This window comes from Elioraea sp. (assembly GCF_022842375.1).
Taxonomy (GTDB): Bacteria; Pseudomonadota; Alphaproteobacteria; order Acetobacterales; family Acetobacteraceae; genus Elioraea_A.
On record NZ_JALHPR010000034.1, the window covers coordinates 1 to 21,639 of the forward strand.

19 protein-coding genes, 1 tRNA gene and 1 pseudogene are annotated in these 21,639 nt (G+C 70.0%); 12 read left to right on the forward strand and 9 right to left on the reverse strand.

The genetic code is table 11. The features are described 5' to 3' along the window. Together Q0C38_RS20195 and Q0C38_RS20200 are read left to right on the forward strand one after the other, a co-directional pair. A pseudogene (locus tag Q0C38_RS20195) lies at nucleotides 1-180 on the forward strand (hypothetical protein); the annotation flags it as partial. A gap of 83 nt (nucleotides 181-263) precedes the next feature. After that, nucleotides 264-1,232 (forward strand): tripartite tricarboxylate transporter substrate binding protein, encoded by a 969-nt coding sequence (locus Q0C38_RS20200; RefSeq protein ID WP_291298936.1) that lies wholly within the window; start codon nucleotides 264-266, stop codon nucleotides 1,230-1,232. A 54-nt stretch (nucleotides 1,233-1,286) separates the two neighbouring features. Here Q0C38_RS20200 and Q0C38_RS20205 read toward each other — a convergent pair whose 3' ends face one another. After that, nucleotides 1,287-2,312, reverse strand: a complete 1,026-nt coding sequence (locus Q0C38_RS20205) for an SMP-30/gluconolactonase/LRE family protein (RefSeq protein WP_291298937.1) — start codon at nucleotides 2,310-2,312, stop codon at nucleotides 1,287-1,289. A 127-nt stretch (nucleotides 2,313-2,439) separates the two neighbouring features. On the opposite strand from Q0C38_RS20205, the gene Q0C38_RS20210 reads away from it, so the two are divergent. The 3 genes from Q0C38_RS20210 (at nucleotide 2,440) to Q0C38_RS20220 (ending at nucleotide 5,837) form a co-directional block, all read left to right on the forward strand. Continuing rightward, on the forward strand, nucleotides 2,440-3,279 hold the full coding sequence (locus Q0C38_RS20210; protein WP_291298938.1) for a short-chain dehydrogenase/reductase: 840 nt from the start codon (nucleotides 2,440-2,442) through the stop codon (nucleotides 3,277-3,279). Between the two features lie 26 nt (nucleotides 3,280-3,305). Next, entirely contained in the window at nucleotides 3,306-4,193 is an 888-nt protein-coding gene (locus tag Q0C38_RS20215; RefSeq protein WP_291298939.1) for an alpha/beta fold hydrolase, read from the forward strand. A 141-nt stretch (nucleotides 4,194-4,334) separates the two neighbouring features. Continuing rightward, nucleotides 4,335-5,837 (forward strand): serine protease, encoded by a 1,503-nt coding sequence (locus Q0C38_RS20220; RefSeq protein WP_291298940.1) that lies wholly within the window; start codon nucleotides 4,335-4,337, stop codon nucleotides 5,835-5,837. A 4-nt stretch (nucleotides 5,838-5,841) separates the two neighbouring features. On the opposite strand, the gene Q0C38_RS20225 is transcribed toward Q0C38_RS20220, so the two are convergent. Beyond that, nucleotides 5,842-7,593: a di-heme-cytochrome C peroxidase gene (locus tag Q0C38_RS20225; RefSeq protein ID WP_291298941.1), complete on the reverse strand. Its 1,752-nt coding sequence runs from the start codon at nucleotides 7,591-7,593 to the stop codon at nucleotides 5,842-5,844. Nucleotides 7,594-7,784: 191 nt separating this feature from the next. On the opposite strand from Q0C38_RS20225, the gene ahcY reads away from it, so the two are divergent. From ahcY to Q0C38_RS20240, 3 genes are read left to right on the forward strand one after another with little or no spacing between them, the layout of a single operon-like run. After that, nucleotides 7,785-9,206 carry an adenosylhomocysteinase gene (gene ahcY / locus Q0C38_RS20230; RefSeq protein WP_291298942.1) on the forward strand — a complete coding sequence of 474 codons (1,422 nt, stop codon included), beginning with the start codon at nucleotides 7,785-7,787 and terminating at the stop codon, nucleotides 9,204-9,206. Then, on the forward strand, nucleotides 9,206-9,907 hold the full coding sequence (locus Q0C38_RS20235; RefSeq protein ID WP_291298943.1) for an SDR family oxidoreductase: 702 nt from the start codon (nucleotides 9,206-9,208) through the stop codon (nucleotides 9,905-9,907). Before ahcY ends, Q0C38_RS20235 begins: the two co-directional genes overlap by 1 nt. After that, nucleotides 9,907-10,338 (forward strand): DUF4149 domain-containing protein, encoded by a 432-nt coding sequence (locus Q0C38_RS20240; protein ID WP_291298944.1) that lies wholly within the window; start codon nucleotides 9,907-9,909, stop codon nucleotides 10,336-10,338. The genes Q0C38_RS20235 and Q0C38_RS20240 overlap by 1 nt, the downstream gene beginning before the upstream one ends. Nucleotides 10,339-10,353: 15 nt before the next feature. Here the strand turns inward: Q0C38_RS20240 and Q0C38_RS20245 are convergent, their stop codons facing one another. After that, nucleotides 10,354-11,316 carry a tripartite tricarboxylate transporter substrate binding protein gene (locus Q0C38_RS20245; protein WP_291298945.1) on the reverse strand — a complete coding sequence of 321 codons (963 nt, stop codon included), beginning with the start codon at nucleotides 11,314-11,316 and terminating at the stop codon, nucleotides 10,354-10,356. Nucleotides 11,317-11,526: 210 nt separating this feature from the next. Between Q0C38_RS20245 and Q0C38_RS20250 the strand changes: the two genes are divergently transcribed. Then, nucleotides 11,527-12,621 (forward strand): TRAP transporter substrate-binding protein, encoded by a 1,095-nt coding sequence (locus tag Q0C38_RS20250; RefSeq protein WP_291298946.1) that lies wholly within the window; start codon nucleotides 11,527-11,529, stop codon nucleotides 12,619-12,621. Between the two features lie 129 nt (nucleotides 12,622-12,750). Here the strand turns inward: Q0C38_RS20250 and Q0C38_RS20255 are convergent, their stop codons facing one another. The 3 genes from Q0C38_RS20255 to Q0C38_RS20265 are packed head-to-tail and all read right to left on the reverse strand — an operon-like array spanning nucleotide 12,751 to nucleotide 15,413. Further along, complete coding sequence (locus Q0C38_RS20255) at nucleotides 12,751-14,169, reverse strand: TRAP transporter large permease subunit (protein ID WP_291298947.1); 1,419 nt, start codon at nucleotides 14,167-14,169, stop codon at nucleotides 12,751-12,753. Between the two features lie 6 nt (nucleotides 14,170-14,175). Then, nucleotides 14,176-14,715, reverse strand: a complete 540-nt coding sequence (locus Q0C38_RS20260) for a TRAP transporter small permease subunit (RefSeq protein WP_291298948.1) — start codon at nucleotides 14,713-14,715, stop codon at nucleotides 14,176-14,178. Next, on the reverse strand, nucleotides 14,715-15,413 hold the full coding sequence (locus Q0C38_RS20265) for a ribonuclease activity regulator RraA (protein ID WP_291298949.1): 699 nt from the start codon (nucleotides 15,411-15,413) through the stop codon (nucleotides 14,715-14,717). The genes Q0C38_RS20260 and Q0C38_RS20265 overlap by 1 nt, the downstream gene beginning before the upstream one ends. A 125-nt stretch (nucleotides 15,414-15,538) precedes the next feature. Here Q0C38_RS20265 and Q0C38_RS20270 point away from each other — a divergent pair, with 125 nt between their 5' ends. Both Q0C38_RS20270 and Q0C38_RS20275 read left to right on the forward strand, forming a co-directional pair. Next, nucleotides 15,539-16,180: a histidine phosphatase family protein gene (locus tag Q0C38_RS20270; RefSeq protein ID WP_291298950.1), complete on the forward strand. Its 642-nt coding sequence runs from the start codon at nucleotides 15,539-15,541 to the stop codon at nucleotides 16,178-16,180. An 85-nt stretch (nucleotides 16,181-16,265) separates the two neighbouring features. Further along, on the forward strand, nucleotides 16,266-17,081 hold the full coding sequence (locus Q0C38_RS20275) for an undecaprenyl-diphosphate phosphatase (RefSeq protein WP_291298951.1): 816 nt from the start codon (nucleotides 16,266-16,268) through the stop codon (nucleotides 17,079-17,081). A gap of 13 nt (nucleotides 17,082-17,094) precedes the next feature. Here Q0C38_RS20275 and Q0C38_RS20280 read toward each other — a convergent pair whose 3' ends face one another. After that, on the reverse strand, nucleotides 17,095-19,050 hold the full coding sequence (locus Q0C38_RS20280; protein ID WP_291298952.1) for an acetoacetate--CoA ligase: 1,956 nt from the start codon (nucleotides 19,048-19,050) through the stop codon (nucleotides 17,095-17,097). A 194-nt stretch (nucleotides 19,051-19,244) separates the two neighbouring features. Between Q0C38_RS20280 and Q0C38_RS20285 the strand changes: the two genes are divergently transcribed. Beyond that, nucleotides 19,245-19,320 (forward strand) — tRNA-Ala (locus Q0C38_RS20285). On the opposite strand, the gene Q0C38_RS20290 is transcribed toward Q0C38_RS20285, so the two are convergent. Both Q0C38_RS20290 and Q0C38_RS20295 read right to left on the reverse strand, forming a co-directional pair. Next, entirely contained in the window at nucleotides 19,283-20,008 is a 726-nt protein-coding gene (locus Q0C38_RS20290; protein WP_291298966.1) for an RluA family pseudouridine synthase, read from the reverse strand. The genes Q0C38_RS20285 and Q0C38_RS20290 overlap by 38 nt on opposite strands. Beyond that, the gene (locus Q0C38_RS20295; protein ID WP_291298953.1) at nucleotides 19,989-21,629 is read right to left on the reverse strand and encodes a GMC family oxidoreductase; all 1,641 of its coding nucleotides are present in this window, start codon (nucleotides 21,627-21,629) and stop codon (nucleotides 19,989-19,991) included. Before Q0C38_RS20295 ends, Q0C38_RS20290 begins: the two co-directional genes overlap by 20 nt. Nucleotides 21,630-21,639 lie beyond the last annotated feature (10 nt).

Here is a 21,639-nt window from a genome sequence, read left to right on the forward strand (position 1 = left end):
GCGCGCCTCTCCGCCGCCGTCCTCGCCGCGGCGCGCGAGGACCAGCGCCTGCGCGAGGGGCTGGCGCGGGCGGGCTCGGACCTGCCGGTGACGACGCCGGCCGAGGCGCGGGCGCATCTCGTTGCCGAAAGTGCCGTGTGGCAGCGCGTGATCAGGGATGCGGGGATCAAGGCCGACTGACCAGCACCTTCCCCGGGATGGTCGGAACCGGCATGATCGCGGCAACAATTGAGTGGGGCCAAGGCCCCGGGAAGGAAACGACCATGACCATCGCCCGCCGAAGCCTGCTCGGCGCTTCTGCCGCCCTCCTCGCCGCAGGACCAGCCCGCGCGCAGGGCTGGTCGCCGACGCGGCCCGTCACCATCCTCGTGCCGTTCGTCGCCGGTGGCCCGTCCGACATCATCGCCCGGGTGATCGCGGCCAGGATGCAGCTTGGCCAGACCGTGGTGGCGGAGAACCGCCCGGGCGCGAACGGGGCGGTCGCCGGCCAGCTGCTCACCCGCGCGCAGCCCGACGGCTACACCTTCCTCGTCGGCTCGATCGGGGTGTTCGCGATCAACAAGGCGCTGCGCGGAGCCGCGATCGGCTACGACCCGGAGGCGTTCACGCCGATCACGCTGGCCGTCACCACGCCGAACGTGCTGACCGTCAACCCCTCGTCGCCGGCGAAGAACCTCGCCGAGTTCGTCGCCTGGCTGAAGGCGAACCCGGGCAAGTTCGGCTACTCGACCTCGGGCGTCGGCGCGTCAGACCACCTGACGATGGAGCTGTTCAAGCAGCGCACCGGCACCGACATCGCGCACATCCCCTACCAGGGCGGCGCGGCTGCCGCGACCGACCTGCTCGCCGGCAACGTGCACGCGACGTTCCAGAACATGCCGACGATCCATGCGCATGTGATGGCGGGGCGGATGCGCGCACTCGCCGTCACGGCACCCGAGCGTCACCCGCAGATGCCGGACGTGCCGACGATGGCGGAACAGGGCATGGCGGATTTCAACGTCACCTCCTGGCAGGCGATGATGGGCCCGGCGAACCTTCCGGCCCCGATCCGTGACCGCGTGGCGGGGGAAGCGCGGAAGGCGCTGATGGATGCCGAGGCGAAGGACCGCCTGACGAAGATGGGCTTCGACGTGGTCGCCACGAGCCCCGAGGAGTTCCGCCGCTTCCAGGCCGAGGAGGTCGCGCGGTGGACCGCGGTGGTGAAGGCCGCGAAGATCGAGGCCACCTGACGCGAAGGCGGCGGGGGGCGCCCCCGCCGCAACCCGCTCGGGCCCGAGGAGCGCTCAGGCGTACGCCACCCCCTGCGTGTTGACGAAGAGCGAATAGACGCTCTGGCTCGCCGTCATGAACAGGCGGTTCCGCCTGACGCCGCCGAAGCAGAGATTGCCGCAGCGTTCCGGTAGCGCGATGCGGCCGATCGGCTTGCCGGCCGGGTTGAACACCATCACGCCGTCGAGCTCCTTGTCTCCCATGCCCCAGCCGACCCAGAGATTGCCGTCGACATCGACCTTGAACCCGTCCGGCGTGCCCTGCCCGGCATCGATCAGCGTCGCTCCGCCGGTGAGCTTGCCGTCATCGGCGACGTCGAAGCTTCGGATCACGCGCGGCAACACGCCGGCTTCCACGATGTAGAGCTTCTTCTCGTCGGGGCTGAACGCCAGCCCGTTGGGCCGGCGGACATCACCGGCAGCGACCGTGAGCCGCCCGTCGCGCGGGTCCAGGCGATAGACGTTGGTGGGCAGCTCCGGCTCTGCCTTGGTTCCCTCGTAGTAGCCGAGGATGCCGAAGGGCGGGTCGGTGAACCAGATCGTGCCGTCCGACTTCACGACGACGTCGTTCGGGCTGTTCAGCCGCTTGCCGTCATAGCGCGCGGCGAGGGTCGTGATGGTTCCGTCATATTCGGTTCGGGTGACGCTGCGGCTGTCATGCTCGCACGTGATCAGCCTGCCCTGGCGGTCGCGCGTGTTGCCGTTGCTGTTGTTCGATGGGCGGCGGAACACGCTCATCCGCCCGCTCTCCTCGTCCCAGCGGAGCAGTCGGTTGTTCGGGATGTCCGACCACAGGAGCGCGCGCGCATCGCCCATGTAGACGGGTCCTTCGTTCCAGCGCATGCCCCCGCCATGCGCGATCCGCTCGACCGCGGCGAGTGCCAGGCGGTACTGGCCGAAAGATGGGTCGAGCACCTTCACGGCAGGGTCGGGATACCCGACGGCGGGAGTCCACTGCGCGAAGGCCTCCGACGAGAAGGCCGCCGGGGCGATGGAAAGCGTTGCGGCGGCGGCGATGGCCGCGCGGCGTGTGACTGGCATGGGGCTTCCTCTCCTTGGCGGCGCGGCTTGGCTGTCGCGCTCGCGGAACGATCCTACGCCTGCCCCCCTTGCCCGTCACGCCAGGATGGGGTGCCATCCCCCCACACAACCGGGAGAGCGGATCGGCATGGACCTTCTTTTGCGCGGGCGTACCGCGCTGATCACCGGCGGCTCGAAGGGCATCGGCCGTGCCGCCGCCGAAAGCATGGCGGCCGAGGGGTGCGACGTGATCCTCGTCTCGCGCACCCAGGGCGCGCTCGAGGAGGCAGCGGGGGCGATCCGCTCGCGCTTCCAGGTGAACGTGCGCGTCCATGCCGCCGACATCGCGGTGCAGGGAACGGCGGAGGACATCGCCGCCCGCTTCCCCGAGATCGACATCCTGGTGAACAACGCCGGCGCGATCCCCGGCGGGAGCCTGGCGCAGGTCGATGGCACCACTTGGCGGCAATCCTGGCAGCTCAAGGTGTTCGGCTACATCGACATGTGCCGGGCGTTCTATCCGCTGCTGAAAGCGAGAAGCCCCTATGCCGCCGGCAGCGGCGCGACAGCGCCGCGCGAGGCGGCGGCGGCACCCTTCGTGCCGTCCATTGTCAACGTCGTTGGGAATGCCGCCGAGACGCTGGACCAGGCCTACATCTGCGGCGTGACGGGCAACGCCGCACTCTATGCCTTCACCCGCTCGCTCGGCGGCACGGCGCCGAACGATGGGCTTCGGGTCGTCGGGCTCTCGCCGGGGCCAGTCGCCACCGACCGTCTGATCGGGCTGATGAAGAAGAAATCGGCCGATCGGACCGGCGACGCCGACCGGTGGCAGGAGCTGTTCTCCCCCATGCCCTTCGGCCGCGCCGCGACGCCGGAGGAAATCGGCGACATGATCGCCTTCCTCGCAAGCCCCCGATCCGGTTTCACCAGCGGCACGATCGTCACGATCGATGGCGGCATGGCCGCCCGATCCCGCGCCTTCTGATCCCGCGCGTCCTGAAAGAGAGTTCCATGACCGAAATCACCATCACGACGACCGATGGCGTCACGCTTGCCGTCGAGGACACCGGGGCGGGGGCGGCGATCGTCTTCGTGCACGAGTTCGCCGGCGACCTCCGCAGCTTCGAGCCGCAGGTGAGGTTCTTTTCCCGCCGCTATCGCTGCATCACCTACAACGCGCGCGGCTATCCGCCGTCGGCGGTGCCGCCGAGCCATGAGAGCTACAGCCAGGATCGCGCGCGCGACGACATCCGCGACGTGATGGATGGGCTCGGCGTTCAGGGGGCGCATGTCGTCGGCGTCTCGATGGGCGGGTTCGCCACGCTGCATTTCGGCCTCGCCTACCCGCACCGGGCGAAGTCGCTCGTGATTGCGGGCGTGGGCTACGGCGCGCCGCCGGACAAGCGTGGCCAGTTCGCCGAGGAGTGCGAGGTGGCGGCGAAGCGGTTCGAGACGCTGCCGATCGCCGAGGCCGCCGGCAGCTACGGACGCGGCCCGACGCGGGTGCAGTACGAGAACAAGGACCCGCGCGGGTATGCCGAGTTCATGGCGCAGCTCGCCGAGCATGACGCGAAGGGAGCCGCCAACACGCTGCGCGGCGTGCAGAAGCGCCGCCCCTCGATCTTCGACCTCGCCGAGCCGATGCGCGCGATGGCCGTGCCCTCCCTCGTGATGACCGGCGACGAGGATGACCCCTGCCTGGAGGCGAGCGTGTTCATGAAGCGGCACATTGCCGCCTCGGGCCTCGTGGTGATGCCATGCACGGGTCATACGCTGAACCTCGAGGAGCCCGCGGCGTTCAACGCGCATCTCGCGGAGTTCTTCTCGGCGGTCGAACTCGGCCGCTGGCCGCGGCGCGATCCGCGCAGCACCACGGGCTCGATCCTGGGCACGCGCTGATCCTGGCCACGCGCTGATCCTGGGTACGCGCTGATCCTGGCCACGCGCTGGTCAAGGAATGGCTGTGCGGCGCGACACAGGGGTGTGTCGCGTCACACGGTCTTCGTTGACTCCGGCGCCGGCTGCGCCAACCTATGACCCATGCGCGTTCTCGCCGCCCTGCTGCTTGCCGCACCGCTGGTTGCCACCGGCGCGCCGCCTGCCTTCGCCCAAACGCCAGCAGCGTCAGCCGATGGCTCGCGCTTCCGCGTGCTGAACCGCACGGGCGAGGTCGCGATCGGCCTCTACGCGGCCGATCCGGGGCAGGAAGGGCGAAACCTGATCGCCGGGCAGACGATGCGGCCAGGACAAGCAGCGCAGATCACCCGCACGCGGCCGGGCTGCGTCGTCGATGTCAGGCTCGTCACGGCCAGCGGCCAGGTGTTCGACCGGCGCGGCGTCGATGTGTGCGCCTCGGAGCAGGTTGTATTCGGCAGCGCCGCTGCCCAGGCCCAGAGTCAGGCCCAGAGTCAGGCCCAGGGGGCAGTTTCGTCGGAGACGGTCTCGCGGGCGCAACAGAGCCTCGCCCTGCTTGGCTACGACACGGGCGGGGCGGATGGCCAGCTCGGGCCCCGGACCCAGTCCGCGATCGCCGCCTTCCAGCGTGACCGGAGCCTGCCCGCGACCGGCCAGCTCGACGGCCAGACGCTCGCCGCGCTCGGCAATGCCGCGGGCGCGACCCGGGCCCAATCCCCTTCTGGCCAATCCCCTTCTGGCCAATCCCCTCCTGGCCGATCACCTGACGGCAAGCCGCCGCCGGCCGCGGGACGTGCGCCGCAACCAGCCCCGCTCCCCCAGCAGGCGGCCCCCCAGCAGGCAGCACGCACCGGCAAGCCGCCGCCGGCCGTCGGACCCGATCGTCCGGAGCCGATCCCCGGCGGGCGCGTCGTTGCCCTGCCGAACCCAGGTGCGCCGCCCAACCCGGGCCAGCAGGGCCAGCAGCAGGGCCAGCCGCCACGTCAGCAGGGCGCGCTGCGCCGGGCGAGCACGGGCACGGGCTTCGTCGTCGCCGAGGGGCGGATCGTTACCAACCATCACGTGATCGACGGGTGCAGCGCGCTCAACGGCCTCATCGCCGGCGGCCGGCGCGTGCCGTTGCAGGTTCAGGCCTCGAACCGCGAGCGTGACCTCGCCCTGCTGACCGGCCCGCGCGACATCGGCCCCGTCCTCGCCTTCCGCGACGGCCCGCCGCGGCGCGGCGACGAGGTCGTCACCTACGGCTTCCCGCTCACCGGGATCCTCGGCTCCGGCCCGACGCTGACGACGGGCGAGGTCAGCGCGCTCACCGGCCTGCGCGATGATCCGAACACCATGATCATCTCCGCCCCGGTGCAGAGCGGCAACTCGGGCGGCCCGCTGCTCGACCGCTCGGGCAACGTGCTCGGCGTCATCGTCGCCAAGCTCAACGCGCTGAGGGTGGCGGAGCGGACGGGCGGGGATCTGCCGCAGAACGTGAACATCGCCATCCAGGGCCGCGTCGCCCAGGCCTTCCTCAGGGAGAACGGCGTGACGCCGCGCGCGGTCGCCTCCTCCGGCTATCGCCCTGCGGCCGAGGTGGGCGAGATCGCCCATCCCTCGACCCTGCTGATCGAGTGCATGAAGTAGCGCCTCAGCGGCTGGCCCAGCCAGGCTCGCCCTCGCACGCCGCACGGCCGGGGCGATCAACCATCCGGCGCGGATAGGTCTCCTCCGTCGCCACCTTCAGATAGGCGATGATCGCCCGCCGCTCCCCATCCGACAGCGCAGGCCCGATCACGCCTGGCCCGCGGGTGTCGCGGAACCAGTGGCCCTGGTTGGAGTTGCCCGGCATCGACGTGTCGAACAGCGTGCCGAACTCCAGCCTGTCGGACCGGTAGCCGACCTTCTCCGGGTCGAACTCGCGGTCGCCCACCACGAAGGTCGCGGGCCGGTCGGGCGAGAGCATGTCGTGCAGGCTGGGCACCGAGCCGTTGTGCAGGAACGGTGCCGTCGCCCAGATGCCGATCAGCGGCCGCGCCTTGTAGCCGCAGGGGGCGCGGACGAGGTTGTCGCGCCCGAACCCGTCAAGCGCCGCACGCTCCTCGGCCGATGCCGGGGGGACCAGCTGGTCATAGGCGCGCTCCTTCACGCGCTCCGTCACCACGCGCAGCGCCTCCGCCCCGCCGATGCGCTCGCGGAAGCCGAGTGCGGAGGCATCGTAGGTGCGACCGGCGAAGCCGCGCGCGGCGTTCGGATCGGTGCCGATGCGCGCGAGGGGGATGACGGGGACGTGCCACTCGGGCGCGCCACCTGTGCCACGGATCACCTGAATGCCATGGCAGGCGGCGCAGCGCGACGCGAAGGCAACCCGCCCCTGTTCCGCCAGCGCCGGGTCGACCGCGCCGAGGATCTCGGCCGGCCAGGGCGGGGGGCGAAGCTTGTGCAGCGTCCTCTCGATCCGGTCGACGTCGCGGACGAGCACGGAGGTGTCCCACACCGTCGGTGGACCGATCGGATGGCCGGCATCGTCGAGGAAGCGGGTGCGGGCGCGCACGCCGAGCGCCTCGCCGACATTGCGCACCATCGGCTGGCGGACGGAGGCGTTGTACTGCACCCAGTCGAACAGCCAGATGTCCCACACCGGCGGGAAGCTCACCGGCGCATCGCGCACCTGCTCGTTGTCCGGCCGGATCAGGTTCTCGCCGAGCAGCTGGTTGGCGATGCGCTGCAACGCATCGAGCCGCCCATGGCCTTCCGGCACCACGGTCAGCCTGTCCTCGAGCGGCTTGCGCACGAGGATGCGCTCGACCGCGTTGTCGAAGCTCTTCGCCAGCGCCTCGCGCCCGCCGGGCCACGCCTCGCGGCGCATCACCTCGTCGAGGAAGCGCTCGCGCTTCCAGCCGAGCTCCGCAGTCAGCACCATCGCTTCCGCCATGCGCCGCTGGAAGGCGACGGCATCGTGCATTGCCGACCCGCCCTCGATCAGGATGGCCTTGCCCTTGTGGTTGATCTGCCCGGTATGGCAGGCGGCACAGGTGAAGCCGACCATCCGCACGCCCGAGGGCGGCCCGCCCGGGCCCTTGTGCGCGTGGACGGCGAAGCCCAGCGGGAAGTTGTCCGGGTTGCGCACGGGGTCAGGGGCGGGGGTGATGAACCGGTAGCGGCCGAGCACGGCCGGGTCCATCAGCCGCGTCTCCGAGGTCGGGCCGACGCGAAGGCTCGCCAGCCACGAGGCCGGCATGATCTCGGTTCCCTGCGGCGTGAAGTGCAGGATGGCGCGCTCCTCCGGCGTCAGGCCCTGGTCGAGCAGCACGAGCTCCTCCGCGGGCTGCGGGTCGGGCCCCGGGCTCGCGCAGGCGGCCAGCACGGCGATGGCGAGAAGGGCAGCAACGGGGCGTGGCATCGGCGGTCTCCCGGATGAGGCGGGGCGTGTGACAGGTTACCACGCTATGGCAACCAATCGTTGCAGGTGCATGTCTGCGGTCACACACCGGTCATGGTTGCAGTCGGGCAGCCCTGCCCCATCTCCCACCCGTCTGGCTTCCGCCTGTCCGCCGTGCTAGGGGCGCGCCCAGCAATCAAAGGATGAAACCGATGCCCGAGAGCCCGATGCCGGCGCACAGCGCGGACTACGTCGTGAAGGACCTCTCCCTGGCCGATTGGGGCCGGAAGGAGATCGCCATCGCCGAGACCGAGATGCCGGGGCTGATGGCCATCCGCGAGGAGTACGGGCCGAAGCAGCCGCTGAAGGGTGCGCGCGTCGCCGGCTGCCTGCACATGACGATCCAGACCGCCGTGCTGATCGAGACGCTGGCGGCGCTGGGCGCCGACGTGCGCTGGTCCTCCTGCAACATCTTCTCGACGCAGGACCATGCCGCCGCTGCGATCGCCGCGGGCGGCACGCCGGTGTTCGCCGTGAAGGGCGAGAGCCTGGTCGAGTACTGGGACTATGTGCGCCGCACCCTCGAATGGGCCGATGGCGGCACGCCCAACATGCTGCTGGACGACGGCGGCGACATGACGCTGCTCGTCCACTACGGCCTCCGCGCCGAGAAGGGCGACGCTGCCTTCCTCGACAAGCCCACGAACGAGGAGGAGGAGGCGTTCTTCGCGCTGATCAAGCGCACTCTGGGCGAGAAGCCCGGCTGGTTCGCCAAGCTCGCCGAGGCCATCCGCGGCGTGTCGGAGGAGACGACCACGGGCGTTCACCGCCTCTACCTGATGGAGAAGGAGGGCAAGCTGCTCTTCCCCGCCATCAACGTGAACGACAGCGTCACCAAGTCGAAGTTCGACAACCTCTATGGCTGCCGCGAGAGCCTGGTCGACGGCATCCGCCGCGGCACCGACGTGATGATGGCCGGCAAGGTCGCCCTGGTCGCCGGCTTCGGTGACGTGGGCAAGGGCTCTGCCGCCAGCATGCGCAACGCCGGCTGCCGCGTGATGGTGACCGAGATCGACCCGATCTGCGCGCTGCAGGCGGCGATGGAAGGCTACGAGGTCGTGACGATGGAGGATGCCGCCCCGCGCGCCGACATCTTCGTCACCGCCACCGGCAACGTCGACGTCATCACGATCGACCACATGCGCGCGATGAAGGACCGGGCGATCGTCTGCAACATCGGGCACTTCGACAGCGAGATCCAGGTCGCGGCGCTGAAGAACCTGAAGTGGCACAACGTGAAGCCGCAGGTCGACGAGATCGAGTTCGCCGACGGCAAGCGCATCATCCTGCTGTCCGAAGGCCGGCTCGTGAACCTCGGCAACGCCACCGGGCACCCCTCGTTCGTGATGTCCTCGTCCTTCTCGAACCAGACGCTCGCGCAGATCGAGCTCTGGACCAACCCGGGCAAGTACGAGCGCAAGGTCTACGTCCTGCCGAAGGCGCTCGACGAGAAGGTCGCGCGGCTGCACCTCGCCAAGCTCGGCGCCAGGCTCACGGTGCTGAACAAGGCGCAGTCCGACTATATCGGCGTGGCGCAGAACGGGCCGTACAAGCCAGAGACGTATCGCTACTGATGGCAAACCCGAAGGTCGCGCTCGTCACCGCCGCCGGGCGCGGCATCGGCGCCGGCATCGCCCGCCGGCTCGCGGCCGATGGCTACGCCCTGGGCCTGCTCTCGCCGGGCGAGGGCGTGGTTGCTCTCGCGGCCGAACTCGGCGGCATCGCCGTGCGCGGCAGCGTGACCGAGCCCGCCGACCTCGCGCGGCTGGTGGAGGAGACCGTCGCGCGGTTCGGGCGGCTCGATGCGGCGGTGGTGAATGTCGGGCACGCGCCGAAGGGCAGGCTGCTCGACATTCCCGACAGCGACTGGGAAGCCGGCTTCGCGATGGGGGTGATGCCCGCGATCCGCATCGCCCGCCTCGCGACGCCGCATTTCCTGGCAGCCGGCGGCGGATCGCTCGTCGCCATCTCCTCCTACGCCGCGTTCGAGCCTGAGCCCGATTTCCCGATGAGCACGCTGAGGCCTGCGCTGTCGGCCTATCTCAAGCTCTACGCCGACGAATACGCAGCCCGCGGCATCCGGGCGAACGCGGTGCTGCCGGGCTTCACCGACAGCCTGCCCGAGAAGCCGGACCGCCTCGAACGCATCCCGATGGGCCGCTACGGCACGGTGGCGGAGATCGCGGCTGCCGTGGCGTTCCTCGTGTCGCCGGAAGCGTCCTACGTCACCGGCCAGTCGCTCCGCGTCGACGGCGGCGTCACGAGATCGGTGTGATGGAGAACTTCACCGCCTCGGTGGCGCTGTTTGCCACGGCGCTTCTCTTCGGCGGCATGGTGATGTTCGCCGCCGTGGTGGCACCCACCGTGTTCCGCCTGCTCGAGCCCGCGCCGGCGGGGCGGTTCCTCCGCGGCTTCTTCCCGCTCTACTACATCTACTGCGCGGCCGTTGCGGGGGCTGCGGCCTTCGCCTTCGTGCCGCTCTCCTGGGAAGCGGCGATCGTCATGGCTGTGGTCGCGGTGGGCTTCGTGTTCGCGCGCCAGGGGCTGATGCCGCGCATCAATGCCTATCGCGATGCCGAACTCGCCGGCGATGCGTCAGCCAAGAAGCCCTTCGGGCGGCTGCACGGGCTCTCGGTCGTGCTGAACCTCGGCCAGATGATCCTCACCGCCGCCGTGCTCGTGGGCTTCAGCCTCGGCGCCTGGTGAACCCCAGTCCCCTCCTCAGTCCAGCTTCGCGCCTGACCTTCGCACCACCTCGGCCCAGCGCGTCGTCTCCGTCGCGACGAAGGCCTTGAAGGCGTCCGGCGTCATGCTCATCGGCTCCGCCCCCACCTCCTCGAGCCTTGCGATCGCCGTGCCGTTCGGCCCGGTCATCGCGGCCAGCGCCTCTGCCATCCGCGCGACCACCGGGGCGGGCGTTCCAGCCGGCGCGAAGATGCCGAACCAAGCCCCCGTCACGAACCCGGGATAGCCGCGCTCGCCGAAGGTCGGCACGTCGGGGATGGCCGGCATCCGCGCGCGCGAGGCGACGGCAAGCGGCCTGACGCCGGCGGCGGCGATCTGCCCGCGCACGCCCGGCACGAGTTCGAACATCGCCTCGATCCGTCCCGCCATCAGGTCGGTCAGGGCAGGGGCGCTGCCGCGATAGGGCACATGCTCCATCTCCACGCCGGCGATGCCCTTGAACAATTCGCCCGCGAGATGGATCGAGGTGCCGTTGCCCGACGAGCCGAAGCGGATGCGGTTGGGGTTGGCCCTGGCATACGCCACGAACCCCGCGACGTCCGTCACCGGCAGCGCGGGGGTGACGACGAGGACGTTCGGCACCGCGGCGACGGGGGCAACGGCGACGAAATCCGCCGCTGGGTCGAACGGCAGGCGCGAGAACAGCGCGGCATTGGCCGCATGCGTTCCCTGGGTGCCGAGCACGAGCGTGTAGCCATCGGGGGCCGCGCGTGCCACCGCCTCGGTGGCGATGTTGCCGGACGCACCGGCGCGGTTCTCGACCAGGACGGATTGGCCGAGCGCGGCGCCCAGCCGCTCGCCGACCAGGCGACCGATCACATCCGCCGTGCCGCCGGGCGGGAAGCCGAGAACGAGGCGGATCTGCCGCGTCGGCCACGCCTGCGCCAGCGCCGGGGTGGCGAGGGGGGCAGCAATCCCGCCAAGGGCGGCGCCAAGCAAGCACCGGCGCCCGATCGCCTGTTGCATCATCCGATCCCGCATCCCAGCCCCCCGTCGTTGCACATGCGATCATCTGCGGAAGGGCCTGATCCTGCAATGGTGGCTTCGCCACGCTGTTCAGGGTCGCTCTATCCAGGTGCTGGCGGTTCCGCTAATCAGGCGCAAACGGGCGATTGCGCCCGGAGGCTTCGAAAAGGGGAACGTCCGATCATGAAGCGTCGTATCCTGTTCGCGCGCGGCGCGGCCGCCGCCGCCGCCACTACCGCGCTCGCCGCGCCCGCCATCGCGCAAGGCTCGCCCGAGGTGCGCTGGCGCCTCTCCAGCGCCTTCCCGCGCACCTTCGATGCGCTGTTCGCCCCGTCGGAACTGATCGCCCGCCAGGTCGCGGCGATGACCGACAACAAGTTCCAGATCCGCGTGTTTCCAGCCGGCGAGATCGTGCCGCCCTTCTCGACGCTGGACGCGACGCAGAACGGCACGGTCGAGGCGACGCACGTGCCGAACTACTACTTCATCGGCAAGGACCCGACGCTCGCCTTCGAAACCGCCCTGCCCTTCGGCATGACCACGCGCCAGCACAATGCGTGGATCTACCACGGCGGCGGCCAGGCGCTGCTGCGCGACGTCATGAAGGACTTCAACGTCATCTCCTTCCTCGCCGGCAACACCGGCGCGCAGATGGGCGGGTTCTTCCGCAAGGAGATCCGCACCGTCGCCGACCTGCAGGGGCTGAAGTTCCGTATCGCCGGACTAGGCGGCCAGGTCATGGCGCGGCTCGGTGCGACGCCGCAGCAGCTTGCCCTTGGCGAGGTGTACTCGGCGCTCGAGCGCGGCACGATCGACGCCGCCGAGTTCGTCGGCCCCTATGACGACGAGCGCCTCGGCCTCGTGCGCGTTGCCCCATTCTACTACTACCCGGGATTCTGGGAGGGCAGTGCCGCGCTGTCGCTCAACGTCCACCTCCCCGCCTGGGAGGCGCTACCCGCTCCCTACAAGGCAGCGATCGAGAGCGCCTGCGCGCACGCCAACGTCGACATGGTGGCGCGCTACGATGCGGTGAACGCGGCGGCGCTGCGCCGCCTCGTCGCCGCCGGCGCGCAGCTCCGCCCCTTCCCGCGCGAGATCCTGGCCGAGGCGTGGAAGGCAGCACACGCGATCTATGACGAGACCGCGCGCACCAACCCCAAGTTCGCGCGCGTCTACGAGAACTGGAGGCGCTTCCGCGACGAGCAGTTCCTGTGGTTCCGCGTGGCCGAGACCAGCTACGAGAACTTCGCCTTCACGGCGGCACAAACCGTCCGCTGACCGGCACCGCCGGCGCGGCCGGTGCGATCAGAGAAGGGCGGCCCGTTGGCCGCCCTTCTTTTTTGCCCACCGCCTGACCAGTCAAACCTGATCAGTCGAACTTCACCTGATCGGTCGAATTTCACCTGATCAGTCAAATTTCAGGGGAACGTCGCCGATGTCAGGCGGCGGCGCGATGTCGATCGTGACCGTGCCGGGGTCGACCACCGGCCCGCCGCCGATGAAGGCCGTCACCGTCTCCGGCCAGGCAACGACGATGGCGACGAGCACGAGCTGCAGCACGAGGAACGGGATCGCGCCGAGATAGATGTCGCGTGTCTTGACCGAGGCCGGCGTGACCGAGCGGACATAGAACAGTGCGAAGCCGAAGGGCGGGTGCATGAACGAGGTCTGCATGTTCACGCACAGCATCACCCCGAACCACACGAGGTCGATGTCGAGCGCCTTCGCGGTGGGCAGCAGCAGCGGCAGGATGATGAAGGCGATCTCGAAGAAATCGAGAAAGAACGACAGGAGGAAGATGAACACGTTGACGAAGATGAGGAACCCCGTCTGCCCCCCCGGCAGGTCGCGCAGCAGGTCCTCGAGCCAGTGCCCGCCCTCGACGCCGGCGAACACCAGGCTGAACACCGTCGCACCGATCAGGATGAACACCACCATCGCGGTGATGCGCATCGTCGTCGCCATGCCCTGCCAGAGGAGCGAAAGGCTGAACCGCCCGTTGGCCGTGGCGAGAACGATCGCGCCGACCGTGCCCATCGCGCCCGCTTCCGTCGGCGTCGCCAGCCCGAGGAAGATCGTGCCGAGCACGAGGAAGATGAGCCCGAGCGAGGGGATGATCGCCTTCAGGATGGTCCACGCCAGGGCGGCGCCGCGGAGCGTGCGCGCGCTCTCGGGCAGCGGGGGCACCTTCTTCGGCGAGATCAGCGCCACGGCCGCCGTGTAGAGCAGGAACAGCCCCGTCTGCATGATCGAGGGGCCGATCGCGCCGAGATACATGTCGCCCACCGGCTTGCCGAGCACCTCGGCCAGCACGATCAGCACGAGCGAGGGCGGGATGACCTGCGTGATCGTGCCGGAGGCCGCGACCACGCCGGTGGCGTAGCGGGGGTCATATCCCGTGCGCAGCATCGCCGGCATCGCGATCATGCCCATCGCGATCACCGACGCGGCCACCGTGCCGGTGATCGCACCCAGCACGGCACCGACCAGGATCACGGCGTAGCCGAGCCCGCCGGGCAGCCCGCCGAAGAGCTGGCCCATGCCCTCGAGCAGGTCCTCGGCCAGCCCGGAACGTTCCAGGACCGCACCCATCAACGTGAAGAACGGGATGGCGAGCAGCAATTCGTTGGACAGGATGCCGAACACCCGTGGCGGCAGGCCCTGCAGGAAGGCCGGCTGGAAGAAGCCGAGCTCGATGCCCAGCAGCGCGAAGGAGAGCCCGCAGGCGATCAGGCTGAACGCGACGGGAAAGCCGATGATCAGGAACACGATCAGCCCCGCGAACATCAGCGGGGCCATCAGGTCGTAGGTCAGGAACGCTGCCATGGCGGGCTACTGCAGCGGGCGGTTATAGGTGGTGTCGAGCTGGTAGGCGCCGGCCAGCGCGGCGATGCGCTTGGCGAGTTCCGCCAGCCCCTGCATGACGACGAGCGCGAAGCCCACCGGCAGGAGAAACTTCACCGGCCAGCGATAGAGCCCGCCCGGGTTGTTCGAGATCTCGTTCCGGATCCAGCTTTCCCAGAAGAACGGCCAGGACAGCCAGGCCAGCAGGATCATGCCGGGCAGCAGGAACAGGATGATGCCCACGAGGTCGATCCAGATCCGCCCGCGGTCGCCGGCGATGGCGTAGAGCAGGTCAACCCGCACATGGCCGCCGCGGCGGAACGTTTCCGCGGCACCGAGCAGTGCCATCACGGCGAACAGGTACCACTGCACCTCCAGCCAGGCGTTGGAGGTGAGGCCGAGCGCGTAGCGGCTCGCGGCATTGCCGGCCGAGATCAGGCAGGCCGCCAGCACGGCGGCCGTGGCCGCCGCGCCGCACACGGCACTGATCCTGTCCGCGACCGCGGCGAAGCCGACGAGCCCGCGCATCATCCGGTCTCGCGCTCGTAGCGTGCGCGGGTCTCGGCGTTCGGCGGGTAGAGGCCCGGGAGCGCCAGGCCCTTCTCCACCTCGGCCATGATCCAGGTCTCGAGCTTCTCCGCGGCCGCGGCTTCATTCGTCACCTCGGCGAGGAGGGCGGCGGGGATCAGCACCGCGCCATCGTCATCGGCCACCACCACGTCATCGGGGAACACGGCGACGCCGCCGCAGCCGACCGGCTCCTGCCAGTTGACGAAGGTGAGTGCCGCGACCGAAGGCGGGGCCGCCTCGCCGTTGCACCACACCGGCAACGTCGTGCCGCGCACGCCGGCGCCGTCGCGCACCGCGCCCTCGGTGATCAGCGCAGCGATCCCCTTCCTGGCCATGCGGGCGCAGAGGATGTCGCCGAAGATGCCGGCATCGGTGATGCCCTCGGTGCCGGCGACGACGACGCAGCCCTCCGGCATCGCCTCGATCGCGCCGCGGGTCGAGCGGGGGGACGACCAGCTCTCCGGCGTGGCGAGGTCCTCGCGGGCGGGGATGAAGCGGAGGGTGAAGGCCTGCCCGACGACGCGCGCCTGCCCGGTGCGCAGCGGGCGCGGCCCGCGCATCCAGGTCTTGCGGAGGCCCTTCTTGAGCAGGACCGTCGTCAGCGTCGCGGTGGTGACATGCGACAGCGTGTCGCGGATCTCGGCGGTGAGCGTCATCGGCGTTCGTCCCCTGGCGGCAACAGTGCGCGTGAGGGATCAGCACGTCGTGAGCCAGATGACAAGACGCGGAAGAGGCCGCCAAGGGGGTTGCCCTCACATCGTGACTGCCTGATGTGATGCCGATGCTCACGCGCAGGCTGATCATTCCCTTGGCCGGCATTGCAGCCGTCTGGCCGCTGGCGATCAGGCCAGCTGGCGCCCAGCGCCCCGATGGACCGGCGGTCGAGGGCGGCGCCAGCGCGCGCGAGGTCGATGCCGGGGACGTCTGGGAGGCACTGCGTCAAGGCCGCGCCGCCGCCGTGATGCGCCACGCCACCGCCCCGGGCGTCAGCGACCCTGCCGGCTACAGGCTCGATGACTGCGCCACGCAGCGGAACCTGTCGGACGAAGGCAGGACCCAGGCGCGGGCCATCGGTGACGCGTTCCGCGCGCACGGCGTCACGGAGGCAACGGTGATGAGCAGCGCCTGGTGCCGCGCGCGCGAGACCGCGGAATTGCTTGGCCTCGGCGACGTGCGCCGCGAGCCGGCGCTCGACAGCTTCTTCAACGAGCGCATGGAGGGGCCGGCGCGCACCGCGGCCGTGCGGGCGCTCCTTGCAGCGTGGCGCGATGGCCCGCTTGTCTGCGTCACCCACCAGGTGAACATCACGAGCCTGACATCGCTCTTTCCGGCGCAGGGCGAACTCATGGTCGTCGAGACCGGGGGCAGCGCAGAGGGTGTCGCCGGGCTCTCGCCGAGGGTGCTCGGCCGGATCCGCGTCTAGGTCGGCATCAGGCGGTCGCGCGTGACAGGGCTGCGCGCGGCTGCTACCTCCGCGTGCCGCCTCTCCTTCCAGGACCCCCACGACGATGGACCTTCCGCCGATCCTCTCGGCCCTTCTCCTCGGCATCGTCGAGGGGCTGACGGAGTTTCTGCCGGTCTCCTCGACCGGGCACCTGATCCTCGTGATCGACCTGCTCGGGTTCGCCGCCCCGCCGGGGCGGACCTTCGAGATCGTGATCCAGCTCGGCGCCGTGCTCGCGGTGATGCTGATCTACGCGAAGAAGCTGTTCGGCATCGCCTTCGGCCTGTTCGCCGCCGGAAGCGAGGGGCGCGAGGCGCGCGCCTATACCACCAACATCCTGCTCGCCTTCGCCCCGGCCATGGTGCTGGGGGCGACGCTGCACGGCGTGATCACCGAACGGCTGTTCAATCCCTGGGTCGTCTCCGTGGCACTGATCGTGGGCGGCATCGCGATCATCCTGATCGAGAAGTTTCGGCCCGAGCCCCGCATCAACAGCGTTGCCGAGATCGGCTGGGGAGCGGCGCTGATGATCGGCTTCGCCCAGGCGCTGGCGATGATCCCCGGTACCTCGCGCTCGGGGGCGACGATCATCGGCGCGCTGCTCGTCGGCGTCGCCCGGCCGGCGGCGGCGGAGTTCAGCTTCGTGCTGGCCATCCCCACCATGCTCGCCGCGACCACCTACTCCCTCTACAAGACGTGGGGTGAGCTGTCGTTCGACGGCATGACGCTGATCGCGGTTGGCTTCGCCTCGGCGTTCGTGGTTGCGCTCATCGTGGTGCGCGCGGTGCTGGCCGTGATCGGGCGGATCGGCTTCACGCCCTTCGGCTACTACCGCATCGTGGTCGGCCTCGTGATGCTCGGCGTTCTCTCGCAGCGCTGAGAGCGGGCGCTGATCAGCCCGCCAGCTCGGCCAGGTCCTTGTAGAGGGCCAGCGCCTCCGGGTTAGCCAGCGCCTCGGCGTTCTTCACCGCGCGCCCGTGCACGACGTCGCGCACCGCAAGCTCGGTGATCTTGCCTGACCGCGTGCGCGGGATGTCGGTCACGGCGAGGATCTTCGCCGGCACGTGCCGCGGCGAGGCGTTCTCGCGGATCACCTTCCTGATGCGGTCCTTCAGCGCCTGGTCGAGCGCCACACCCTCCCGCATGCGCACGAACAGCACCACCCGCACGTCGTTGTCCCAGTCCTGGCCGATCACCAGCGCCTCCTGGATCTCGGGCAGCGTCTCGACCTGGCGGTAGATCTCGGCGGTGCCGATGCGCACGCCGCCGGGGTTCAGCACGGCGTCGGACCGGCCGGTGATGACGAGGCCCGCCGTGCCGTCGTCGTGCGCGATGAGCTCGCACCAGTCGCCATGGTGCCACATGCCGGGGAAGCGCTCGAAATACGCCGCGCGGTAGCGGGCGCCGTCAGGGTCGGCCCAGAACATCACCGGCATCGACGGGAAAGGCTTGCGGCAGACGAGCTCTCCCTTCTCGCCACGGACCGGGGCGCCCGCCTCGTCTGCCACGTCGACGGCGCAGCCGAGCGCGCGCGTGGAAAGCTCGCCACGCCGCACGGGGCCTTCGGGGTTGCCGAGCGCGAAGCAGCCGGCGATGTCGGTGCCCCCCGAGATCGAGGCGAGGCAGATGTCGGGCTTGATGTCGCGGTAGACGAAGTCGAAGCTCTCGGGCGCCAGCGGGCTGCCGGTGGAGAGCATCGCGCGGACGGTGGCGAGGCTGTGCGTCTGCCGCGGCTTGAGCCCGGATTTCGCAACGCCATCGATATATTTTGCTGACGTTCCGAAGATCGTCATCCCCTCGGCGTCGGCGAGGTCGAACAAGGCGGCGGGAGAGGGAAAGAAGGGGTTGCCGTCATAGAGCAGCAGCGTCGCCCCGGTCATGAGCCCCGAGACCTGCCAGTTCCACATCATCCACCCCAGCGTGGTGAAGTAGAACAGCCTGTCGTCGGGCTTCAGGTCGGTGTGCAGGATATGCTCGCACGCGTGCTTGAGCAGCACGCCGCCCGCGCCGTGGACGATGCATTTCGGCTTCCCGGTCGTTCCGGATGAGTAAAGGATATACAGCGGGTGATCGAACGGCAGCCGCGTGAAGGCGAGCGGCGTGGCGCGGTGGGGCGCCGTCCACGCCTCCCACGACACGGCCTTGGGCAGGGCAAGCGCCTCGGCATCGTCGATGAACGGAACGATCACCAGCGTCTCGACCGAGGGCAGCCCCGCCATCACCTCGGCGATCTTGGCCGCGTTGCGGAACACCTTCCCGCCGTAGCGATACCCGTCGGCGGCGACCAGCACGCGCGGTTCGATCTGCCCGAACCGGTCGAGCACGCCGGCCGCCCCGAAATCGGGCGAGCAGGAGGTGAAGGTTCCCCCCGCCGCGTTGGTGCCGAGGAGGGCAGCGACGCCATGGGGGATGTTCGGCAGGTAGGCCGCCACGCGATCGCCGACGCCGAGGCCCATGGCGCTGAGCGCACCGGCGACGCCCGCCACCTCGGCACGGAGGGCATCGCGGCTCCAGGCGATGCGGCGGCGGTCTTCCCCGGTGAAGACGATCGCCTCCTTGGGCCCGGAGTGGCGCAGCAGCGTCTCGGCGTAGCAGAGGCTGGCGTCGGGGAAGAACCGGGCGCCCGGCATGGCCGTCGGGTTCTCGAGGGTGCGTGCCCCCTTGCCGCCCACGACCCCGGCGAAGTCCCACATGGCTGACCAGAACCCGCCAAGGTCCTCGACCGACCAGGCCCAGAGCGCGGGATAGTCGGCGAGCGTGATGCCGCGCGACCCGAGCCAGAGCCGGAACGCGGCCAGGTTGGTCGCGGCTACCCCTGTCGCATCAGGCTGCCACAGGATCTCGCTCATCTGGCTCGCACTCATTCCATTCCCCCCGGGGTCCGCCCTGGTCTTCCTTGCCATGACGGCGGGCAAAGTGTCCTGCGCCGGAGGGCGGGGTGGCAAGCGGCGAGGAGCGTTCAGGGAGGGCACTTGCGGCGCCGGGCGGCAGTGGGTAGAAGGCGCCCTTCCTGACAGCAGGCTTCGGCCTGCGATCGGCGTGTGGGGCCGTAGCTCAGTTGGGAGAGCGCGTGAATGGCATTCACGAGGTCAGGGGTTCGATTCCCCTCGGCTCCACCATCCCGTCCCAGCCGCAGGCCGCGAGTGCCGCGCGCATGTGCCCGGGCACCGGCGCAGTGGCGGTGACGGCCTCGCGCCCGTCCCAGCCTGGAACGACGATCGACCGCGCCAGCAGCTGCAATCCCCCTGCCTCAGCCCGCCCGTACAGGGGGTCGCCCAGGATCGGCCAGCCGGCATCGGCGGCGTGGACGCGAAGCTGGTGCGTCCGCCCCGTCCGCGGCGAAAGGCTGAGCCACGCATGCCCAGCCCCGCGGCCGAGCACGCGCCATTCCGTCACGGCCATCTGGCCTTCCGGGTCGACCCGCATGCGCCAGCCGCCGGCCCCTGACCTGTCTTTGGGCGTGCTCAGCTTGGCGAGCGGCGCATCGATCAGCCCCGCATCCGCTTCCGGCGCGCCGGCCACCACGGCCCAGTAGGTCTTCGCCACGCGACCCTCGGCGAAGGCGCGACCGAGGGCGGCAAGCGCCGGCTTGGTGCGGCCGAGGACGAGGCAGCCCGCCGTGTCGGCGTCGAGCCGGTGCGCGGGCTGCGGCAGGTGGCGCTTGCCGAAGCGCAGCGCCTCGAGCCAATCCTCGACCGAGGCACGCGCGCGCGGGCCGCGATGAGCAGGCAGACCCGCCGGCTTGTCGAGCACCAGCACCGCCTCGTCACGGTAGAGGATCGTTGGCTCAGGCAGCAGCGCGCGCATCCTCGAGGATCATGTCCGACGCCTTCTCCCCGATCATGATCGCCGCCGCATTGGTGTTGCCCGAGACGAGGGAGGGCATGATCGCGCAATCGGCGACGCGAAGGCCGCTCACCGCCTTCACCCTAAGCCGCTCATCCACCACCGCGCGCGGGTCGCTGCCCATGCGGCAGGTGCTGGTGGGGTGATAGACCGTGCTCGCCTTGTTGCGGATGTGCTCCATCAGCGCATCGTCGGTCACCGCCCCTGGCCCGGGCTCGACCTCCGCCGCGACATAGGGCGCGAGCGGCGGGGCATGCATGATCGCGCGCAGCTTCTTGAGCCCGGCGAGCATGGTGGCGCGGTCATTCTCCGCCGTCAGGTAGTTCATGCGGATCTCGGGCCGCGCCGATGGGTCGGACGCGGTGATGCGCACGGTGCCCCGGCTTTCTGGGCGCAACTGGCACACATGCGCCATGAAGCCTGGGAACGGGTGCAGGTTCTCGCCCATCTTGTCGGTGCTGAAGGGGATGAAATGCACCTGCACGTCGGGGCTCGCCAGCCGCGGATCGGTGCGGAAGAAGGCGCCCGCGTGCCCCGCCGCGATCGTCAGCCACCCTGACCGCGTGAACAGCCATTCGAGGCCGAGCCTCGCCTTGCCGACCATGCTCGTCGTCATGTCGTTCAGCGTGATCGGCCTGGTGCAGCGGATGACGCAGCGGCTCTGCAGGTGGTCCTGCAGGTCGGCGCCGACGCCGGGGATGTCGCGGATCACCGGGATGCCGTGTGCGGCGAGCAGCTCGGCCGGGCCGAGGCCTGAGCGCTGCATGATCGTCGGGCTGCCATAGGCGCCGGCCGAGAGGATGATCTCGCGCCTTGCATGGACGATCTTCTCCACCCCGCCTTGCCGGAACAGCACGCCCGTGGCGCGCCCCTCCGTCACCACCAGCCTGTCGGTCAACGCCTCGGTGATAACGGTGAGGTTCTGCCGCTTCCGCGCCGGGCGAAGATAGGCAACGGCGGCGGAGCAGCGGCGGCCGTTGCGGGACGTGGTCTGGAAATACCCGACCCCTTCCTGCGCGACGCCGTTGAAGTCGCGCGTGCGCGGCAGCCCCTCATGCACGGCAGAGGCGATGAAGGCTTCCGTCAGCTCATGCGTATGCGGGTCGGAGACGCCGAGGGGGCCATCGCTGCCATGCTGGTCATCGGCGCCGCGGACATTGCCCTCGGCCCGGCGGAAATAGGGAAGCACATCGTCGGCCGACCAGCCGGCATTGCCGAGTTGCCGCCAATGGTCGAAATCCTCCCGCTGCCCGCGGATGTAGACGAGGCCGTTGATCGAGGAGGAACCGCCCAGCACCTTGCCGCGCGGCTGGTAGACCTGCCGGCCGTTCAGCTCCTTCTCGGGCGCCGTCTCGAACATCCAGTTGACGCGGGGGCGGCGGAACAGCTTGGCGTAGCCAAGGGGGATGTGGATCCACCAATCCCGGTCCTCCGGCCCCGCCTCGAGAACGGCGACGCTGTGGCGCCCATCGGCCGACAGCCGGTTGGCGAGCACGCAGCCGGCGCTGCCCGCGCCCACGATCACGAAATCGAATGTTCCGGCGTCACTGGCATTGGCATCCTTGGCCGTGGCGTCCTGCATGGCGCTGTCG

What these genes read in the sequence shown, in the direction of transcription:
- Q0C38_RS20200 (WP_291298936.1), top strand. Translation starts at nt 264, where the DNA reads ATGACCATCGCCCGCCGAAGCCTGCTCGGCGCTTCTGCCGCCCTCCTC.
- Q0C38_RS20205 (WP_291298937.1), bottom strand. Translation starts at nt 2,312, where the DNA reads ATGCCAGTCACACGCCGCGCGGCCATCGCCGCCGCCGCAACGCTTTCC.
- Q0C38_RS20210 (WP_291298938.1), top strand. Translation starts at nt 2,440, where the DNA reads ATGGACCTTCTTTTGCGCGGGCGTACCGCGCTGATCACCGGCGGCTCG.
- Q0C38_RS20215 (WP_291298939.1), top strand. Translation starts at nt 3,306, where the DNA reads ATGACCGAAATCACCATCACGACGACCGATGGCGTCACGCTTGCCGTC.
- Q0C38_RS20220 (WP_291298940.1), top strand. Translation starts at nt 4,335, where the DNA reads ATGCGCGTTCTCGCCGCCCTGCTGCTTGCCGCACCGCTGGTTGCCACC.
- Q0C38_RS20225 (WP_291298941.1), bottom strand. Translation starts at nt 7,593, where the DNA reads ATGCCACGCCCCGTTGCTGCCCTTCTCGCCATCGCCGTGCTGGCCGCC.
- ahcY (WP_291298942.1), top strand. Translation starts at nt 7,785, where the DNA reads ATGCCCGAGAGCCCGATGCCGGCGCACAGCGCGGACTACGTCGTGAAG.
- Q0C38_RS20235 (WP_291298943.1), top strand. Translation starts at nt 9,206, where the DNA reads ATGGCAAACCCGAAGGTCGCGCTCGTCACCGCCGCCGGGCGCGGCATC.
- Q0C38_RS20240 (WP_291298944.1), top strand. Translation starts at nt 9,907, where the DNA reads ATGGAGAACTTCACCGCCTCGGTGGCGCTGTTTGCCACGGCGCTTCTC.
- Q0C38_RS20250 (WP_291298946.1), top strand. Translation starts at nt 11,527, where the DNA reads ATGAAGCGTCGTATCCTGTTCGCGCGCGGCGCGGCCGCCGCCGCCGCC.
- Q0C38_RS20255 (WP_291298947.1), bottom strand. Translation starts at nt 14,169, where the DNA reads ATGGCAGCGTTCCTGACCTACGACCTGATGGCCCCGCTGATGTTCGCG.
- Q0C38_RS20260 (WP_291298948.1), bottom strand. Translation starts at nt 14,715, where the DNA reads ATGCGCGGGCTCGTCGGCTTCGCCGCGGTCGCGGACAGGATCAGTGCC.
- Q0C38_RS20265 (WP_291298949.1), bottom strand. Translation starts at nt 15,413, where the DNA reads ATGACGCTCACCGCCGAGATCCGCGACACGCTGTCGCATGTCACCACC.
- Q0C38_RS20270 (WP_291298950.1), top strand. Translation starts at nt 15,539, where the DNA reads ATGCTCACGCGCAGGCTGATCATTCCCTTGGCCGGCATTGCAGCCGTC.
- Q0C38_RS20275 (WP_291298951.1), top strand. Translation starts at nt 16,266, where the DNA reads ATGGACCTTCCGCCGATCCTCTCGGCCCTTCTCCTCGGCATCGTCGAG.
- Q0C38_RS20280 (WP_291298952.1), bottom strand. Translation starts at nt 19,050, where the DNA reads ATGAGCGAGATCCTGTGGCAGCCTGATGCGACAGGGGTAGCCGCGACC.
- Q0C38_RS20290 (WP_291298966.1), bottom strand. Translation starts at nt 20,008, where the DNA reads ATGCGCGCGCTGCTGCCTGAGCCAACGATCCTCTACCGTGACGAGGCG.
- Q0C38_RS20295 (WP_291298953.1), bottom strand. Translation starts at nt 21,629, where the DNA reads ATGCAGGACGCCACGGCCAAGGATGCCAATGCCAGTGACGCCGGAACA.